Here is an 18,345-nt window from a genome sequence, read left to right as displayed (position 1 = left end):
ATTGACTTCCCCCACCCCGCTCACGACTATAGGCGTCCCGCGGCGCCACTATGCCGCAATCACCCATTTAGGCCCGGACGGACCTGTGCCCGAACATCACAGACGATGATGTGCCGCTCCGCTTGATGAATACACGCGTTGTACGCAGTTGTCTTTCACAGCGCCTGAACGAGGATGCCCCTACATGCCTGAAGTAACCCTGACCACCCTGCATGGCCTGAAGGCCAAGGGTGAAAAAATCACCATGCTGACCTGCTATGACGCAACCTTCGCCAAGGCCGCAAGCCAGGCCGGCGTGGAAATCCTGCTGGTGGGCGACTCCCTGGGAATGGTCCTGCAAGGGCATGACAGCACCCTGCCCGTCAGCAACGACGACATGGCCTACCACACCGCCTGCGTCAAACGCGGCAACGACGGCGCGCTGATCCTCAGCGACCTGCCCTTCATGGCCCATGCCACCCCTGAGCTGGCGTTCAGCAACGCCGCCCAGTTGATGCGCGCCGGCGCCCACATGGTCAAGATCGAAGGCGCCGCCTGGCTGGCCGAGACCATCCGCCTGCTGGCCGAACGCGGCGTGCCGGTGTGCGCGCACATGGGCCTCACGCCACAGACCGTCAACGTGCTCGGCGGCTACAAGGTCCAAGGCCGCCAGGAAGCCCAGGCGCGGCAGATGCGCGCCGATGCCATCGCCCTGGAGCAAGCCGGCGCCGCCATGCTGCTGCTCGAGTGCGTGCCCAGCGAGCTGGCCGCAGAGATCACCCAGGCAGTGGCCATTCCGGTGATCGGTATCGGTGCCGGTAGCGCCACCGATGGCCAGGTGCTGGTGCTGCACGACATGCTCGGCCTGTCCCTCAGCGGCCGCGTGCCGAAGTTCGTGAAGAACTTCATGGCCGGCCAGCCGGACATCGACAGCGCGTTCAAAGCCTATGTGCAAGCCGTGAAAGATGTCAGTTTCCCCGCCAGTGAACATGGGTTCAGCGCATGAATACCGTCAAGACCGTCCTTGAACTGCGCGCCGCCGTGGCCCGTGCCCGTGGCGAGGGCAAGCGCATCGCGTTCGTGCCGACCATGGGCAACCTGCACAGCGGCCACGCCGCGCTGGTGACCAAGGCCGCCCAGCGCGCCGACTTCGTGGTTGCCAGCATCTTCGTCAACCCACTGCAGTTCGGTGCCGGCGAAGACCTGGACAAATACCCCCGCACCCTCGCCGCCGATCAGGAAAAACTGCTCCAAGCGGGCTGCCACCTGCTGTTCACCCCCACCGTCGAGGAGATGTACCCCGATGGCATGGCCGTGCAGACCCGGGTCAGCGTGCCGCAGTTGTCCGAAGGCCTGTGCGGTGCCAGCCGCCCCGGGCACTTCGAAGGCGTGGCGACCGTGGTCAGCAAGCTGTTCAACATGGTCCAGCCCGACCTTGCCGTATTCGGTGAGAAGGACTTCCAGCAACTGGCGGTGATCCGCGCCATGGTTCGCGACCTGAACATGCCGATCCAGATCCTTGGCGAGCCGACCGTGCGCGCCGAGGATGGCCTGGCGCTGTCGTCGCGCAATGGTTACCTCAGCGCCGAGCAGCGCGCGGCGGCACCTGCGCTGTATCGCACCCTTAGCGGCATGGCAGAGGCCATTCGCCGTGGCCAGCGTGATTTCGCGGCGCTGATCGCTGAAGGGCAGGCGCAACTCGAAGCGGCGGGGTTCCGTAAGGACTACCTGGAAGTACGCCATGCACTGACCCTGCGCCCGGCACAGGTCGATGACCGTGACCTGGTAGTGATTGCGGCGGCGTACATGGGTAACACCCGGTTGATCGACAACCTGTACCTGCACCTGGAAGCGACGACCGCCTGACCCAGCTTTAACCAATTGATTTATAGAGGTTCCGTGGGAGCGGGCTTGCCCCGCGATGGATGGCACCGGCTGCGCCGGTATCGCGGGGCAAGCCCGCTCCCACGGAACCAGAATATTTCATTCACCGCCCCCCGCCCCCCCATTCCCGCTTTGCGACCAATGCCTATAATGAGCAGCTTGCAACTGGCAAAGATCGCCAGTGTCATAGCCTGACCATGCACCAAGGAAACCATCCGCAATGGCGTATTACCGTACTCCCCACGATGTGACGGCGCTGCCCGCCTGGCAGGCGCTTCAGCAACACCGCGACGCCATGCAGGGCTTCAGCATGCGCGAAGCCTTCGCCGCCGACGGCAAGCGCTTCGAACAGTTTTCCCTGAGCTGTTGCGGGTTGTTCCTCGACTACTCGAAGAACCTCATCAACGAGCAGACCCGCGAACTGCTGGTGAACCTGGCCAACGAAGTCGAACTGGGCGACGCCATCAAGTCGATGTTCAGCGGCGAAATCATCAACGGCTCGGAAGGCCGCCCGGTGCTGCACACCGCGCTGCGCCGCCCGGTCGGTGACAAGCTCAGCGTCAACGGCGCCAACGTGATGCCGGAAGTGCACAAAGTGCTGAACCAGATCACCGAGCTGGTCGGCCGCATCCACGACGGCCTGTGGCGCGGCTACAGCGAAAAACCGATCACCGACGTGGTCAACATCGGCATCGGCGGCTCGTTCCTCGGCCCGGAACTGGTCTCCGAAGCCCTGCTGCCCTATGCCCAGCGCGGTGTCCGTTGCCACTACCTGGCCAACATCGACGGCAGCGAATTCCATGAACTGTCGGCCAACCTGCGCGCCGAAACCACCCTGTTCATCGTCTCGTCGAAGTCGTTCAACACCCTCGAAACCCTGAAGAACGCCATGGCCGCCCGCACCTGGTACCTGGCCCAGGGTGGTTCGGAAGCCGAGCTTTACCGCCACTTCATCGCCGTGTCGAGCAACAAGGCCGCCGCCGTGGCCTTTGGCATCCGCGAAGAGAACATCTTCCCGATGTGGGACTGGGTCGGCGGGCGTTACTCGCTGTGGTCGGCCATCGGCCTGCCGATTGCCCTGGCCATCGGCACCGCCAACTTCAAGGAGCTGCTGTCCGGCGCCTACACCATGGACCAGCACTTCCAGACCGCGCCGTTCGACAAGAACATGCCGGTGCTGCTGGCCCTGCTGGGCGTGTGGTACGGCAACTTCTGGGGCGCCAAGAGCCACGCGATCCTGCCGTACGACCACTACCTGCGCAACATCACCAAGCACCTGCAGCAGCTGGACATGGAGTCCAACGGCAAGAGCGTGCTGACCGACGGCACCCCGGTGAAAACCGATACCGGCCCGGTGATCTGGGGCGGCGTGGGCTGCAACGGCCAGCACGCCTACCACCAGTTGCTGCACCAGGGCACCCAGATGATCCCGGCCGACTTCATCGTGCCGGTGGTGAGCTTCAATCCGGTGGCCGACCATCACCAGTGGCTGTATGCCAACTGCCTGTCGCAGAGCCAGGCGCTGATGCTCGGCAAGACCCGCGAGGAAGCCGAAGCCGAACTGCGCGCCAAGGGCCTCAACGAAGCCGACATCGCCAAGCTCGCCCCGCACAAGGTGATCCCGGGCAACCGCCCGAGCAATACCCTGGTGGTCGAGCGCATCAGCCCGCGCCGGCTTGGCGCGCTGGTGGCCATGTACGAGCACAAGGTCTTCGTGCAGAGCGTGATCTGGGGTATCAACGCCTTCGACCAGTGGGGCGTGGAGCTGGGCAAGGAGCTGGGCAAGGGCGTGTATCAGCGCCTGGTCGGCAGCCTCGAAGAAAGCGCCGAGGATGGCTCTACCCAGGGTCTGATCAACTACTTCCGCGGCCGTCATCGCGGTTGATGTCTAGCTGATATACGACCGCTCTCACAGGCCTGCAAATAACTCGCGGATTTGCACGGGCCTGTGGGAGCGGCTTCAGCCGCGAACACCGGCGAAGCCGGTGCCATCCACCGCGCCGCCTGCTTCGCGGCTAAAGCCGCTCCCACAGATCGCACGATTTCCGCGCCTCCAGGAACACCCCCACCTTCTACACTGTCCATCGAATAGCCGCCGCAGTCCCACTCCCCAACAAGAGCAGGACCACCCGCCATGTTCGATATCCGCAACTACCCCCAGGCCCTGGCCGTCTGCCAGGCCGCCGAATTGACCGACGACGACTACCGCCGCCTCTACCGCCAGTCGGTGGAAAACCCCGACACTTTCTGGGCCGAACAGGCCAAACGCCTGGACTGGATCAAGCCCTGGGCCAGCGTGCAGCAATGCGACCTGAAAACCGGCACGGCGCGCTGGTTCGACGGCGGCCAGCTCAACGTCTCCTACAACTGCATCGATCGCCACCTGGCCCAGCGCGGCGAGCAGACGGCTTTGCTGTGGGAAGGCGACGACCCGAACGACAGCAAGGCCATCAGCTACCGCGAACTGCACCGCCAGGTTTGCCGCCTGGCCAATGCGCTCAAAGCACGCGGGGTAAAGAAAGGCGACCGCGTGTGCCTGTACATGCCGATGATCCCCGAAGCCGCCTACGCCATGCTCGCCTGCACACGCATCGGCGCCATCCACTCGGTGGTGTTCGGCGGTTTCTCGCCCGACGCCCTGCGTGACCGCATCCTCGACGCCGACTGCCGCACCGTGATCACGGCCGACGAAGGGGTGCGTGGCGGCAAACGCATACCGCTCAAACAGAACGTCGACAAAGCCCTGGCCAACTGCCCCAATGTCAGCAGCGTGCTGGTGGTGCGCCGCACCGGGGGCGATGTGGCCTGGAGCGACGGCCGCGACCTCTGGTACCACGAGGCCACCGAAAAGGCCGGCGATGACTGCCCGCCCGAACCCATGACGGCCGAAGACCCGCTGTTCATCCTCTACACCTCCGGCAGCACCGGCAAACCCAAGGGCGTGCTGCACAGCACCGCCGGCTACCTGCTGCAGGCCACGATGACCTTCAAGCTGGTGTTCGATTACCGCGACGGCGAGGTGTTCTGGTGCACCGCCGATGTCGGCTGGGTAACCGGCCACAGCTACATCGTCTACGGCCCGCTGGCCAACGGGGCGATCTCGCTGATGTTCGAGGGCGTGCCCAACTACCCCGACACCTCGCGCTTCTGGCAGGTGGTGGACAAGCACCGGGTGAATATCTTCTATACCGCGCCCACCGCCCTGCGCGCCTTGATGCGCGAAGGCTCAGGCCCCTTGCAAGGCACCTCGCGCCAGAGCCTGCGCCTGCTCGGCAGCGTCGGCGAACCGATCAACCCCGAAGCCTGGGAGTGGTATTTCGAGGCGGTCGGGCAGCAGCGCTGCCCCATCGTCGACACCTGGTGGCAGACCGAGACTGGCGGCATCATGCTCACCCCTCTCCCCGGCACCCAGCGCCTCAAGCCCGGCTGCGCCACCCAGCCCATGTTCGGCGTGCAACCTGTATTACTGGACGAAAAAGGCAAGCTCATCGAAGGCCCCGGCGCCGGGCTGCTGGCGATCAAGGCCAGTTGGCCAGGGCAGATCCGCAGTGTCTATGGCGACCATCAGCGCATGGTCGACACCTACTTCAAACCCCTGCCCGGCTATTACTTCACCGGCGACGGCGCCCGCCGCGACGCCGATGGCGACTACTGGATCACCGGGCGCATCGACGATGTGATCAATGTTTCCGGCCACCGCATCGGCACCGCCGAGGTCGAGAGCGCGCTGGTGCTGCACGACAGTGTCGCCGAAGCTGCGGTGGTGGGTTACCCCCACGACCTCAAAGGCCAGGGCGTGTATGCCTTCGTCACCCCCATGAACGGTGTCACCCCGGACGATGCGCTCAAGGCCGAGTTACTGGCGCTGGTCAGCAAGGAGATCGGCAGTTTCGCCAAGCCGGAGTTGATCCAGTGGGCCCCGGCCCTGCCCAAGACCCGCTCAGGCAAGATCATGCGGCGTATACTGCGCAAGATCGCCTGCAACGAACTGGACAACCTGGGAGATACCTCCACCCTCGCCGACCCGAGCGTGGTCCAGGGCCTGATCGACAAGCGTCTCAACCAGTAACCCGCGGCCCGGGCAGGGCTGCCCTGCCCGCAAGGTCGCCATGGAAGCCCTACGCCGCCGCATCGAAACCCAGGTCATGAGCCTTACCGGGCTGGCCCTCGGCCAGCTCGACCTGGAATCGCCCAAAGGCGACCCAGGGCTGTTCGGCCCTCAGAGCATCAGCTGGCAGGTGCACGGCGACTTCCCGAGCATGCTGGTGGGTGGCATCAGTGCGTTGATGTTGCAGTTGCTGCACCCACTGGCACTGGCTGGCGTGTGGGACCATTCGAACTTTCGCGAAGACCTGCTCGGCCGCCTGCGCCGTACCAGCCAGTTCATCTCCGGCACCACGTTCGGCTCGACCCGCGACGCCGAGTGGCTCATCGACAAGGTACGCACCATCCATCTCAAGGTGGTCGGCACCGCCGCGGACGGGCGCCCTTATGCCGCCAGCGACCCCGACCTGTTGACCTGGGTGCATGTGGCCGAAGTGAGCAGCTTTCTCGCCGCCCATCTGCGCTACCGCAACCCCGACCTGCCCCGTGCCGATCAGGACGCCTACTACAACGAGATCGCCCTGATCGCCGAGCGCCTGGGCGCCCGCGACGTGCCGCGCTCCTGCAGCCAGGTCGAGGACTACCTGCAACGCATGCGCCCACAGCTGCTCTGTGATGCCCGCAGCCTGGAAGTGATCGACATCCTGTTCAAGGCGCCGGCACCCAGCCGCATGGCCGAGCCGGTGGGCAAACTGATGCTTAAAGCGGGAGCGGACCTGCTGCCAGGCTGGGCCCAGCAGATGCTAGGCCTGCAGCAAGGCCTGCTGGCCAGGCGCCTGATCCGCCTGGGCCTGGCCAACACCGCCCCGGTGCTGCGCTGGGCCATGCGCGACGGTTCGGCGCACCGCGCAAGGCGGCGCATGGGGATTGAATGAGGTGTTTTCCGACCCCGGCGGAACCTGTTGAACGTGCCATACTCCAAGCACTCCAGCCTGCTACAGACGAAGCGACACATGCACAAAGGATTGACTCGCGCCTTCGGCGCATTGCTGGCCCTGGTGGCCCTGTACAGCCTGCTCGGCTTCCTTATTCTCCCCGGCATCGCACTGCGCATTGCCAACCAGCAGTTGGCGCAGCACGCCACCGTGCCGGCGCACCTGCAGCGCATCGAACTCAACCCGTTCAGCCTCGAGCTGACGCTGTGGGGCCTGCAGATTGGTGAGCCCGGCAAGGAGCAGGTCGGTTTCGAACGGCTGTACGCCAACCTGGCACTCGACAGCCTGTGGACCAAGGCCCTGCACCTGGAAGCCGTTGAGCTGGACAAGCCGCGCACCGAGCTGCTGTTCGCCAAGGATGGCAGCCTCAACCTGACCCAGCTGTTCAAGCTGCCACCCAGTGAGCCAAAAGCCGAAGAGCCACCCAGCGACCCATTCCCGCTGCGCATCGGCAGCATCAAGCTCAGCGAAGGCTACCTGCACTTCGAGGACCAGCGCCCCAGCGAGCCGATCGAGTTCATCTACGACTCGATGAACCTGGAGCTCAAGAACCTCAGTACCCTGCCTGACGACAACGCCGACATGACCCTGGTGGCCAACGGCCCCAACGGCGGGCGCATCGATTGGAGCGGTACCCTGAGCCTCGCGCCGATCGCCTCCGAAGGCACGCTGAAAGTCACCGACGGCAAGATGAAAGCGTTCTGGCCCTACGTACGCGACGCTGTGCCCCTGGTGCTGGAAGATGGCGTCATCAACCTCGACACCCATTACAAGCTCAGCCTGGCCAAAGAGACCGAGCTGTTGCTGGACCAGACCGCCGTGCGCATTGCGCCGTTCGCCATCAAGGCCCCCGACGGCCGACCGCTGGCGCGCCTGGCCAGCCTGGAGGTCAGCGAAACGTCCATCGACCTGGCCAAGCAGTTGGTGACCGTCGGCAAGATCCGCAGCGAAAAACTCGAAACCTGGGCGGCGCTGGAGAAGGATGGCCAGCTCGACTGGCAGAAGCTGTTCGCCAGCCAGCCGGCCAAGGCTACCCCCAAGGAAAAAGCCGAGCCTGCTGCCGCCGAACCCACCGACAAGGAAAAGGCCGCCAAGGCGCCGAGCAAGCCCTGGCAGGTATTGCTCAAGGACGTACAGGCGCGCAACTACATGATCCATCTGGCCGACCGCAGCCAGAAGGAACCTGTGGCCCTGGACGTCGGCCCGCTCAACCTCGACCTGCAGAACTTCGACAGCCTCAACCAGTCGCCCTTCACCCTCAAGCTCGATACCGGCGTGGGCAAGCAGGGCAAACTGCAGGCCGCAGGCGAGGTCAACCTTGCACCGATCACCGCCAAGCTCGATGTGGCCACCCGCGACATCGACCTGCGCGTGGCCCAGGCCTATATCAGCCCGTTCATTCGCCTGGAACTGCGCAGCGGCATGTTGTCCAGCGACCTAAAAGTGAACCTGAAGAGCACCGAGCCGCTGGCGTTCGACGTTGGCGGCAAGGCCCAGGTCAACCAGCTGCACACCCTGGACACCATCAAGAACCGTGACTTCGTCAAATGGCAGCAGGTCAACGTCGATGGCCTGTCCTATGTGCATGGCGACGCCCTGTCGATCGACAAGGTGACCCTGCTGCAACCCTATGCGCGCTTCATCATCAACGAAGACCGCACCACCAACGTCAGTGACCTGCTGATCCCGCAACCCGCTGGGGCACCTGCGGCTTCCCAGAGCAAGCCTGCCACTGCCGGCAGCAGCAAGCCGCTGGGCATCCGCATCGGCCAGATCAGCATCAACGACGGCTCGGCCAACTTCGCCGACCTGACCCTGACCCCCAACTTCGCCACCGCCGTGCAACAGCTCAACGGCCAGGTCGGCACCCTCGACAACCGCAAGCCGCAACCGGCCAAGGTGGACATCAAAGGCAAGGTCGACCGTTACGCGCCGGTGACCATCAAGGGCGCGCTCAACCCGTTCAACCCGCTGGCCAGCCTGGATATCGCCACCAGCTTCAAGCGCGTCGAACTGACCACCCTGACCCCCTACTCGGGCAAGTTCGCGGGCTTCCGCATCCGCAAGGGGCGCCTGAACCTTGACCTGCATTACCTGATCACCAACGGCCAGCTGAAAGCCGAGAACAAGCTGGTGGTCGAGCAACTGCAACTGGGCGAGAAGGTCGACAGCCCGGACGCGGTGGACCTGCCGATCCGCCTGGCAGTGGCGCTGCTCAAGGATACCGAGGGCAAGATCTCCATCGAACTGCCGATCTCCGGCGACCTCAACAACCCGCAGTTCAGCGTGATGCCGATCGTCTGGCAGACCCTGCGCAACCTGGTGCTGCGCGCCGCCCAGGCGCCGTTCAAGTTCATCGGCGGGTTGGTCTCTGGCGGTGGTGCGGAAGATCTGGGCAATGTCTCGTTCGCCGCAGGTTCAAGCGAGCTCAGCAGCGACGCCCAGGCCTCGCTGGACAAACTGGCCTCTGCGCTCAAGTCGCGCCCGGAGCTGCGCCTGGAGATCGAAGGTACCGCCGCCCAGGGCAGCGATGGCCCGCTGATCGCCCAGCAGCGCCTGGAGCGCGAATACCAGGCCACCTGGTACAAGGTACTGCAGCGCCGTGGCGACAAGGTGCCGGCCAACCCGTCCCTGCTGGTGGTTGATGACAGCGACAAGCCGCCCATGCTCGAAGGTATCTACCGCACCCGGCTGAAGCAGCAACCGCCCGCCGAGTGGGAAAAGCTCGGTCGTGAAGAGCGCACCACCAAGCTGCGCGAGGCGGTGATCAAGTCCTGGGCCGAGAGTGCCCCGCTGCTGCGTACCCTCGGCCAGGAACGGGCCAGCAGCATCAAGGACTACCTGGTGGACAAAGGGCAGCTCGAAGATGACCGGGTGTACTTCATCGACGCATCCCTCGGCCAGGCCGAGAGCGATGGCCGGGTGGTAACGCCGCTGCATCTGGATGCCGAGTAACTTGGCATACGCCCATACCGCTTGATGAGGCCTGTGCTGAGCTCATCGCTGCGGTTCGTCGCCACGACAAGCCAGCTCCCACAGGGATCGCGTGATCGTCAAGGTCAGCGCCGTACCTGTGGGAGCCGGCTTGCCGACGATGAGGCCGACAGCCACAGCACAGGTAAGTCGCTCCCAGCGGCGCAGGATCAGCCACACCTGCGATCGCCATAAATCAAACACTCAAACCAACCGCTGCCCCGACACCGAAGGGTGATACAGCGGCTGTACCTTGTTCCCCGCCGGGTCCAGCAAATGGAAGCTGCGCGCACCGTCGCCATGGTTGAACGGGCGGTCAAGCAAGGTCACGCCTTGGGCCTTGAAGTACTGGTACCAGGCCTCCAGCTCCTCCACGCTGTCGACGATGAAGCCATAGTGATCCAGGGTTTGCAGGCCATTGGCAGCGCCTGCGCCGCGCCCCAACGAGAGGTTGTCGTTACCGCAGGTGAGATAGACCAGGTCCTCGTTGGCGCGATTGAGTACTTCCATACCCAGCACATCGACATAGAAGCGCTCGCACTCCTCCAGATTGGGCACCAGCAGGGCAATGTGGCGCAGGCCGTTGAGTCGGCCCGGGCGGGCAGGTAGATCGGTCATGGTCAGGACTCCATTTTTGTATACAATTCGAGTGCGAATTTAAAACAAAAGGAAGCGCCTGTGTATAGCCTGTTTATCAAGACGCGCGTGAAGCCCGGTACGACCGAAGCCTTTCTCAGCGCCATCAAAGCCAATGCGGCTGCCTCGGTCGCTACCGAGCCAGGCTGCCTGGTGTTCGATGTGTCGGTGGACCGCGAAGACCCGCAGGTGATCTACCTGTACGAGATCTACAACGACGACGCGGCCTACGAGGCCCATACCCAGACCGCGCACTTTCGCGACAGCCGGCCATTGGTGGAGCCGTTGATCCTGGAACAGGTGTGCTTCGAGAGTGATGTGATCGCCCGTAATCCCGGGGTCTGATGCATAAGCAAAAGCCCCGGCAGGTGCCGGGGCTTTTGCGTGAAAGGTGGCCAATTCCCTTTGGCCGACGGGACATCCCTTATTCGGACTTCAGGCCATCAGCCGAGACGGCCTGTACACCCTTGATTTTCTTGGCGATGGCGATCGCCATCTCTTTTTGCGCATCGGTAATTGCCGTCTCGGACGACAACGACACAACGCCTTTGTTGGTTTCGACCTTGATATCGCTGCCCGGCACGCCTTTCTCGGTCATCAGGTCAGCCTTCACCTTGGTGGTGATCCAGGTATCGGAGGTAGCTTCCTTGGCTTTGGTCACCTCACCGGCCGCAAGCGTCATCGGGGCCTGGGTGGACTGGGCAGCAAACGCCGCGTTAGCCATGGTCAGGGTCAGAGCGGTAGCAGTAGCGGCAGCAATGGCGAACTTCTTCATGAGGGTCACTCCTGTTTTTCGAAAGGTCTGCGCCGTGGTTCCTGGCGTCAGGTAGGAGTGATGTTGCAGGGGCTGTGCCAGGTTTTTGTATTTTAATTAATCCTTATAAATCAATTAGTTAGAAAAAACGTTCGACATGGTTGATCGTGCAATTTGCAAGTATGGGGATATTGTTGAGTGCAACTTGCAAGCTCGCCCGCAGAGGCTGTGCCCAGCCTCCAGCAGTTCGACGGGCATGATCGACACCCATAAAAAAAGGACCCCGAAGGGTCCTTCTTTCCAGCATCGAAATGCTTAGACGCCCGATGCCTTGGCAGCGGCAACGTCTTTGATCGACAGCTTGATACGGCCGCGGTTGTCCACGTCCAGTACCAGAACTTCGACTTCCTGGCCTTCCTTCAGGATGTCGGTGACCTTCTCTACACGCGCATCGCTGAGCATGGAGATGTGCACCAGGCCGTCCTTGCCCGGCAGGATGTTGACGAAGGCGCCGAAGTCGACGATACGCTCGACCTTACCGACATAGATCTTGCCGATTTCGGCTTCTGCGGTAATGCCCAGGATGCGCTGCTTGGCAGCTTCAGCCGCTTCCTTGGTTTCGCCGAAGATCTTGATCGAACCGTCGTCTTCGATGTCGATCGAAGCCTTGGTTTCTTCACAGATGCCGCGGATGGTGGCGCCGCCTTTACCGATGACGTCACGGATCTTGTCGGTGTCGATCTTCATCGCGATCATGGTCGGTGCGTTGGCCGACAGCTCGGTGCGCGACTGGCCAATGATCTGGTTCATCTGGCCGAGGATGTTCAGGCGCGCTTCCAGGGCCTGGCCCAGGGCGATTTCCATGATCTCTTCGGTGATGCCGTTGATCTTGATGTCCATCTGCAGCGCGGTAACACCTTTGGCGGTACCGGCTACCTTGAAGTCCATGTCGCCCAGGTGGTCTTCGTCACCCAGGATGTCGGTCAGAATGGCGAACTTCTCGCCTTCCTTGACCAGGCCCATGGCGATACCGGCCACCGGTGCTTTCATCGGCACACCAGCGTCCATCAGGGCCAGGGAAGCGCCACAGACCGAAGCCATGGAGCTGGAGCCGTTGGACTCGGTGATTTCCGATACGACGCGGATGGTGTACGGGAACACGTCAGCGGCCGGCAGCATGGCCTGGACCGAACGACGGGCCAGACGGCCGTGACCGATTTCGCGACGGCCAGCACCGCCCATGCGGCCACACTCGCCTACCGAGAACGGTGGGAAGTTGTAGTGCAGCATGAAGGGGTCTTTCTTCTCGCCTTCGAGGGTGTCCAGCAGCTGGGCGTCACGCGCGGTGCCGAGGGTGGCAACCACCAGGGCCTGGGTTTCGCCACGGGTGAACAGGGCCGAACCGTGGGTCTTCGGCAGTACGCCGACTTCGATGTTCAGCGGGCGCACGGTCTTGGTGTCGCGGCCGTCGATACGTGGCTTGCCGTTGACGATGTTTTCGCGAACGGTGCGGTATTCGATCTCGCCGAAGATGTCTTTGACTTCGCCGGCCGATGGCTGGCCTTCTTCACCGGAGAACTTGGCAACCGCCTGGTCGCGCAGCTCGCCCAGGCGCGCGTAACGGTCGGCCTTGACGGTGATGGTGTAGCCCTGGGAGACCGCCTCGCCGAACTCGGCGCGGATGGCGTCGAACAGCGCGGTGTTGGCAACGGCCGGTTTCCAGTCCCAGGTCGGCTTGGCGGCTTCGGCAGCCAGCTCTTTGACAGCCTTGATCACGGCCTGGAATTCGTCGTGGGCGAACAGCACGGCGCCCAGCATCTGGTCTTCGGTCAGCTCTTTGGCTTCCGATTCAACCATCAGTACGGCATCGGCGGTACCGGCTACGACCATGTCCAGGCTCGAAGCGGCCTGCTGCTCGTAGGTCGGGTTCAGCAGGTAGCCGGTGCTTTCGTGGAAGGCAACGCGGGCGGCGCCGATCGGGCCTTCGAACGGAATGCCGGAAATGGCCAGGGCAGCCGAGGTACCGATCATCGCAGCGATGTCCGGATCGGTCTTCTTGCTGGTGGAAACCACGGTGCAGACGACCTGCACTTCGTTCATGAAACCTTCTGGGAACAGCGGGCGGATCGGGCGGTCGATCAGGCGCGAAGTCAGGGTTTCTTTTTCGGATGGGCGGCCTTCACGCTTGAAGAAACCACCTGGGATCTTGCCAGCGGCGTAGGTCTTTTCCTGGTAGTGCACGGACAGCGGGAAGAAGCCCTTGCTCGGGTCTGCCTGCTTGGCACCGACCACGGTCACCAGCACGGTGACATCGTTGTCGACGGTGACCAGCACAGCGCCGGTGGCCTGACGGGCAATGCGGCCCGTTTCGAGGGTAACGGTCGATTGACCGAACTGGAATTGCTTGATTACCGGGTTCACGGTTTCCTACCTTTTTCAGTGGCTCTGGGGGAACTGGTTTCTTGCGAATTCTTGGGCAGAACAGGGAATCGGCCCCGTTGACCGTCCAGATACAACACGAGGCTGGGAGCCTGGCGCCGAGCGGAAATCCCGCTCGGCATTGCCAGGCTGCCAACCTCGAAGATACGCATGGCGTGCCCAACGGAAACGCTGCCAGGCAGCGTTGCCGATGAGTCCGCCATGCACACCACTGACCAGGCCGCTATTAGCGACGCAGGCCCAGGCGACCGATCAGGGCGCTGTAACGAGTGGTGTCTTTGCCCTTCAGGTAGTCCAGCAGCTTACGACGCTGGTTAACCATACGGATCAGGCCACGACGCGAGTGGTGGTCTTTGCCGTTGGCCTTGAAGTGGCCTTGCAGCTTGTTGATGTTCGCGGTCAGCAGAGCAACCTGAACTTCCGGGCTACCAGTATCGCCAGCAGCTTGCTGGTAGTCGGCAACGATTTGAGCTTTTTCTTCAACGCTGAGGGCCATGTGGCTTCTCCTGATAAACGGATCCCGCAAGCGGGGTCCAATAGGCCAGGGACTTGATCCCTGTATTAATAAAAAAGGTGTGACCGTGCCTACTGACAGCCACCCTTGTATCCGCAGGCTTTAGCCGAAGCCTGGGCCTGCGGTTCCGGTCATTCCGACCGAATCAACCGACGCGGCGCCACGCGCCCGTCTTCGCTCACTTCACCGATACCGATGAAGCGACCGTTGTGATCCTGTACGCGGACCATGCCGAACTGCGGCGCATCCGGAGCACGTACGGCCTGGCCGTGCAGCCAGTAGAACGCACTGTGCTCGGAAAGGCTCAACAGCGGCCAGTCCTGCAGCCCGCTGTCGGACGGCATGAGGAAGCGATCGAGCGCTTCGTTGCCACCTTCGGCGTGGGCCTGTTCGAGCTCCTCGAGGGTCACGGTCTGTGCCAGTGCAAAGGGCCCGGCCTGGGTCCTGCGCAGTTCGGCGACATAGGCGCCACAGCCAAGTGCCTCGCCAATATCCTCCACCAGGGTACGGATATAGGTGCCTTTGCTGCATCCTACGCTCAGCCGTGCACGGGTGCCTTCGCACTCGAGCAACTCCAAGCGGCCAATAGTAACAGAACGCGCCTCGCGCTCCACTACCTCTCCTGCACGTGCCAGCTTGTAAAGCGGCTGGCCGTCACGCTTGAGCGCCGAGTACATCGGCGGTATCTGGCTGATCGGGCCGCGAAAACGCGGCAGCACTGCCTCGATGTCGGCGCGACCGACGGTCACCTCACGGGTCTGCAGGACTTCGCCCTCGGCATCACCGGTGTTGGTAGTCTGCCCCATCTGCATGACCGTTTCGTAGCCCTTGTCGGACTCGAGCAGGTACTGCGAGAACTTGGTCGCTTCACCGAAGCACAGCGGCAGCACGCCGCTGGCCAGTGGGTCGAGGCTGCCGGTGTGGCCGGCCTTCTCGGCATTGAGCAACCAGCGGACCTTCTGCAACGCGGCGTTGGAGGTGAACCCCAGCGGCTTGTCGAGCAGGATGATGCCGCTGACGTTGCGGCGGATACGTTTGACCTGGGCCACCGCTTACTCCTTGGCGCCCGGCTCGTCGGCATCCTTGTGCAGACGGTCTTCGGCGACCGCCCGCTCGATCAGTGCCGACAGGTGCACGCCACGGCTGACGCTTTCATCGAAGTGGAAATGCAGTTGCGGCACGCTGCGCAGCTGCATCGAGCGGCCCAGGTGCAGGCGCAGGAAGCTGGCGGCACTGTTGAGGGCCTTGAGCGACTGCTGCACGGCGTCCGGGGTTTCTTCACCCATGACGGTGATGAAGACCTTGGCATGGCCCACGTCGCGGCTGACGTCGACGGCGGTGATGGTCACCAGGCCCACGCGTGGGTCCTTGACTTCGCGGCGGATCAGTTCGGCCAGCTCGCGCTGCATCTGATCGCCGATACGTTGGGTACGGCTGTATTCTTTTGCCATTTTTGCTACCTGTTTCTAAAGCGGCAAACGCCCGGTTCAGACACAAGCCTGACCGGGCGCTACCTGCAGAGGCGCTGCCAACCGCCGTACGACGGGGGTTGGCAGCGGGCTCGCCCTTAAAGGGTACGAGCCACCTGGACTTTCTCGAAGACTTCGATCTTGTCGCCGACCTTGACGTCGTTGTAGCTCTTGACGCCAATACCGCACTCCATGCCGTTACGCACTTCGGAAGCATCGTCCTTGAAGCGACGCAGCGATTCCAGCTCGCCTTCGAAGATCACAACGTCGTCGCGCAGTACGCGGATCGGACGGTTGCGGTACACGGTACCCTCGATGACCATACAGCCAGCGATGGCGCCGAACTTCGGCGAACGGAACACGTCACGCACTTCGGCGACACCCAGGATGTTCTCGCGAACATCGCTGCCGAGCATGCCGGTCAGGGCTTTCTTGACGTCTTCGATGATGTCGTAGATCACGTTGTAGTAACGCATATCCAGACCTTCCTGCTCGACGATCCGGCGCGCACCGGCATCGGCACGCACGTTGAAGCCGAACAGCACCGCGTTCGAGGCCAGTGCCAGGTTGGCGTCGCTCTCGGTGATACCACCGACGCCGCCACCGATCACACGCACCTGAACTTCGTCGTTGCCCAGGCCGCCGAGCGAGCCCTGCAGCGCTTCCAGGGAGCCACGCACATCGGTCTTGAGGACGATGTTGAGGGTCTTCTTCTCTTCCTGACCCATGGTCTCGAAGATGTTTTCCAGCTTGCCGGCGTGAGCACGAGCCAGCTTGACCTCACGGAACTTGCCTTGACGGAACAGGGCAACTTCACGGGCTTTCTTCTCGTCGGCCACCACGGACATTTCGTCACCGGCGTCCGGAGTGCCATCCAGGCCGAGGATCTCGACCGGGATCGACGGGCCAGCTTCCTTCACAGGCTTGCCGTTCTCGTCGAGCATGGCACGCACGCGGCCATAGTTGGAGCCGACCAGGACCATGTCGCCCTGACGCAGGGTGCCGTCCTGAACCAGGATGGTGGCAACCGGGCCACGGCCTTTGTCCAGACGCGATTCAACCACGACACCGCGACCTGGAGCCGTCGGGGTGGCGGTCAGTTCGAGAATCTCGGCCTGCAGCAGTACGGCTTCGAGCAGTTCGTCGACACCGGTACCCATCTTCGCCGACACCTTGACGAACGGCGTGTCACCACCCCAGTCCTCGGAGGTGACGCCTTCGACGGCCAGCTCGTTGCGGATGCGATCGAGGTCGGCACCCGGCTTGTCGATCTTGTTCACGGCAACCACCAGCGGCACGCCAGCAGCCTTGGCATGCTGAACGGCTTCGCGGGTCTGCGGCATCACGCCGTCGTCCGCCGCCACCACCAGGATGACGATGTCGGTGGCCTTGGCACCACGGGCACGCATCTGAGTAAACGCAGCGTGGCCTGGGGTGTCGAGGAAGGTGACCATGCCACGGTCGGTTTCGACGTGGTAGGCACCGATGTGCTGGGTGATGCCACCGGCTTCGCCAGCAGCAACCTTGGCACGACGGATGTAGTCGAGCAGCGAGGTCTTACCATGGTCAACGTGACCCATGACGGTAACGACCGGCGCGCGCGATTCGACTTCACCTTCGAACTTCAGCGATTCGGCCAGGGAGTCTTCCAGGGCGGTATCGCTGACCAGGGTGACCTTGTGACCCAGCTCTTCTGCTACCAGCTGAGCGGTTTCCTGGTCGAGCACCTGGTTGATGGTGACCGGAGTGCCCATCTTGAACATGAACTTGACGACTTCAGCACCTTTGACCGACATGCGCTGGGCCAGGTCCGAAACCGTGATGGTCTCGCCAATGGTCACGTCACGGATGACGGGGCCGGACGGGCTCTGGAAGCCATGCTGGTTGCGCTTCTTGCCTTTGCTCTTGCCACCGCGGCCACGACGGAAACCATCGCTTTCTTCTTCGGTGGTACGTGGCGCGGCGCGTGGAGTCGGAGCCTTTTCCTTCTCCTTGACCTTGACCTTGACCGACATGCGCGGCGCTTCGCCACGGCCGGCAGCAGCTGGGCCACCACCACGACGATCGTCATCACGGCTGCGGCTTTCGTTGCGACGGGTCTCGTCTTTCTTGCGCTCGGCAGCACGCGCGGCGGCGTCTTCGGACACCGGCGCATTGGCCACTACCGGGGCAGCAACAGCGGCAGGCTCGGCCTTGGCTACCGGGGCAGCGGCCGGGGCTTCGGCGGCCTGACGGCGTGCCTGCTCCTCGTTGCGCTGACGCACTTCGGCTTCGACCTTCTCGCGAGCGGCGTTTTCAGCCGCGCGGCGCTCTTCCTGCTCGCGCTTCTGCTCAGCCTGGATCTCTTCCGGGCTGCGCTGCACGAATACTTTCTTCTTGCGTACTTCTACGCTGATGCTCTTGCTACCGGCGACACGCAGGGTGCTGGTGGTTTTGCGCTGCAAGGTAATCTTGCGCGGCTCTTCCGCCTTGCTCTTGTGGCTGCTTTTCAAATGAGTCAGCAGGGTCTGCTTCTCATTGTCGGTCACTACCTGACCGGCGTCGGTGTGCGGCAGACCTGCCTCACGCATCTGCTGCAGCAGGCGCTCTACCGGTGCCTCGACCTCTTGGGCCAGTTCTTTCACCGTGACTTGCGTCATGCACTTCTCTCCTCAGGCC

14 protein-coding genes are annotated in these 18,345 nt (G+C 63.1%); 7 read left to right on the top strand and 7 right to left on the bottom strand.

Going from position 1 to position 18,345, the window contains the following annotated elements; all coding sequences use genetic code 11:
* Positions 1-184: 184 nt before the first annotated feature.
* From panB to EJA05_RS03950, 6 genes are all read left to right on the top strand, one after another.
* The gene (gene panB / locus EJA05_RS03980) at positions 185-985 is read left to right on the top strand and encodes a 3-methyl-2-oxobutanoate hydroxymethyltransferase (RefSeq protein WP_125462551.1); all 801 of its coding nucleotides are present in this window, start codon (positions 185-187) and stop codon (positions 983-985) included.
* Positions 982-1,845, top strand: coding sequence for a pantoate--beta-alanine ligase (gene panC, locus EJA05_RS03975; RefSeq protein WP_125857410.1), 864 nt, complete (start codon positions 982-984; stop codon positions 1,843-1,845). Before panB ends, panC begins: the two co-directional genes overlap by 4 nt.
* 238 nt (positions 1,846-2,083) lie before the next feature.
* The gene (pgi, locus tag EJA05_RS03970) at positions 2,084-3,748 is read left to right on the top strand and encodes a glucose-6-phosphate isomerase (RefSeq protein ID WP_110995991.1); all 1,665 of its coding nucleotides are present in this window, start codon (positions 2,084-2,086) and stop codon (positions 3,746-3,748) included.
* Between the two features lie 249 nt (positions 3,749-3,997).
* Positions 3,998-5,932 carry an acetate--CoA ligase gene (acs, locus tag EJA05_RS03960; RefSeq protein WP_125857406.1) on the top strand — a complete coding sequence of 645 codons (1,935 nt, stop codon included), beginning with the start codon at positions 3,998-4,000 and terminating at the stop codon, positions 5,930-5,932.
* A gap of 40 nt (positions 5,933-5,972) precedes the next feature.
* The gene (locus tag EJA05_RS03955; protein WP_125857405.1) at positions 5,973-6,842 is read left to right on the top strand and encodes an oxygenase MpaB family protein; all 870 of its coding nucleotides are present in this window, start codon (positions 5,973-5,975) and stop codon (positions 6,840-6,842) included.
* Positions 6,843-6,920: 78 nt separating this feature from the next.
* The gene (locus tag EJA05_RS03950; protein WP_125857403.1) at positions 6,921-9,857 is read left to right on the top strand and encodes a DUF748 domain-containing protein; all 2,937 of its coding nucleotides are present in this window, start codon (positions 6,921-6,923) and stop codon (positions 9,855-9,857) included.
* Positions 9,858-10,079: 222 nt separating this feature from the next.
* Here the strand turns inward: EJA05_RS03950 and EJA05_RS03945 are convergent, their stop codons facing one another.
* Positions 10,080-10,493: a VOC family protein gene (locus EJA05_RS03945; RefSeq protein ID WP_125857402.1), complete on the bottom strand. Its 414-nt coding sequence runs from the start codon at positions 10,491-10,493 to the stop codon at positions 10,080-10,082.
* A gap of 60 nt (positions 10,494-10,553) precedes the next feature.
* On the opposite strand from EJA05_RS03945, the gene EJA05_RS03940 reads away from it, so the two are divergent.
* Complete coding sequence (locus tag EJA05_RS03940; protein ID WP_125857400.1) at positions 10,554-10,856, top strand: putative quinol monooxygenase; 303 nt, start codon at positions 10,554-10,556, stop codon at positions 10,854-10,856.
* A gap of 79 nt (positions 10,857-10,935) precedes the next feature.
* Here EJA05_RS03940 and EJA05_RS03935 read toward each other — a convergent pair whose 3' ends face one another.
* From EJA05_RS03935 to infB, 6 genes are all read right to left on the bottom strand, one after another.
* Positions 10,936-11,286: a BON domain-containing protein gene (locus tag EJA05_RS03935; protein WP_125462544.1), complete on the bottom strand. Its 351-nt coding sequence runs from the start codon at positions 11,284-11,286 to the stop codon at positions 10,936-10,938.
* A 294-nt stretch (positions 11,287-11,580) separates the two neighbouring features.
* Positions 11,581-13,686, bottom strand: coding sequence for a polyribonucleotide nucleotidyltransferase (pnp, locus tag EJA05_RS03930; protein ID WP_125857399.1), 2,106 nt, complete (start codon positions 13,684-13,686; stop codon positions 11,581-11,583).
* A 244-nt stretch (positions 13,687-13,930) separates the two neighbouring features.
* Complete coding sequence (gene rpsO, locus EJA05_RS03925) at positions 13,931-14,200, bottom strand: 30S ribosomal protein S15 (protein ID WP_009404303.1); 270 nt, start codon at positions 14,198-14,200, stop codon at positions 13,931-13,933.
* 149 nt (positions 14,201-14,349) lie between these two features.
* Complete coding sequence (truB, locus tag EJA05_RS03920) at positions 14,350-15,267, bottom strand: tRNA pseudouridine(55) synthase TruB (protein WP_125462542.1); 918 nt, start codon at positions 15,265-15,267, stop codon at positions 14,350-14,352.
* A 3-nt stretch (positions 15,268-15,270) separates the two neighbouring features.
* Positions 15,271-15,669, bottom strand: a complete 399-nt coding sequence (gene rbfA, locus EJA05_RS03915) for a 30S ribosome-binding factor RbfA (protein WP_110995210.1) — start codon at positions 15,667-15,669, stop codon at positions 15,271-15,273.
* Positions 15,670-15,785: 116 nt separating this feature from the next.
* Positions 15,786-18,326 carry a translation initiation factor IF-2 gene (gene infB, locus EJA05_RS03910; RefSeq protein ID WP_125857397.1) on the bottom strand — a complete coding sequence of 847 codons (2,541 nt, stop codon included), beginning with the start codon at positions 18,324-18,326 and terminating at the stop codon, positions 15,786-15,788.
* Between the last annotated feature and the right edge of the window lie 19 nt (positions 18,327-18,345).

Origin of the sequence: Pseudomonas oryziphila (genome assembly GCF_003940825.1) — a bacterium.
GTDB classification, from domain to species: Bacteria; Pseudomonadota; Gammaproteobacteria; order Pseudomonadales; family Pseudomonadaceae; genus Aquipseudomonas; species Aquipseudomonas sichuanensis.
This window is presented reverse-complemented; position numbering and strand designations above follow the sequence as displayed.

Excerpts from the sequence above, each read along its gene's own strand:
- panB (WP_125462551.1), top strand. The coding sequence starts at position 185 with ATGCCTGAAGTAACCCTGACCACCCTGCATGGCCTGAAGGCCAAGGGT.
- panC (WP_125857410.1), top strand. The coding sequence starts at position 982 with ATGAATACCGTCAAGACCGTCCTTGAACTGCGCGCCGCCGTGGCCCGT.
- pgi (WP_110995991.1), top strand. The coding sequence starts at position 2,084 with ATGGCGTATTACCGTACTCCCCACGATGTGACGGCGCTGCCCGCCTGG.
- acs (WP_125857406.1), top strand. The coding sequence starts at position 3,998 with ATGTTCGATATCCGCAACTACCCCCAGGCCCTGGCCGTCTGCCAGGCC.
- EJA05_RS03955 (WP_125857405.1), top strand. The coding sequence starts at position 5,973 with ATGGAAGCCCTACGCCGCCGCATCGAAACCCAGGTCATGAGCCTTACC.
- EJA05_RS03950 (WP_125857403.1), top strand. The coding sequence starts at position 6,921 with ATGCACAAAGGATTGACTCGCGCCTTCGGCGCATTGCTGGCCCTGGTG.
- EJA05_RS03945 (WP_125857402.1), bottom strand. The coding sequence starts at position 10,493 with ATGACCGATCTACCTGCCCGCCCGGGCCGACTCAACGGCCTGCGCCAC.
- EJA05_RS03935 (WP_125462544.1), bottom strand. The coding sequence starts at position 11,286 with ATGAAGAAGTTCGCCATTGCTGCCGCTACTGCTACCGCTCTGACCCTG.
- rpsO (WP_009404303.1), bottom strand. The coding sequence starts at position 14,200 with ATGGCCCTCAGCGTTGAAGAAAAAGCTCAAATCGTTGCCGACTACCAG.
- rbfA (WP_110995210.1), bottom strand. The coding sequence starts at position 15,669 with ATGGCAAAAGAATACAGCCGTACCCAACGTATCGGCGATCAGATGCAG.
- infB (WP_125857397.1), bottom strand. The coding sequence starts at position 18,326 with ATGACGCAAGTCACGGTGAAAGAACTGGCCCAAGAGGTCGAGGCACCG.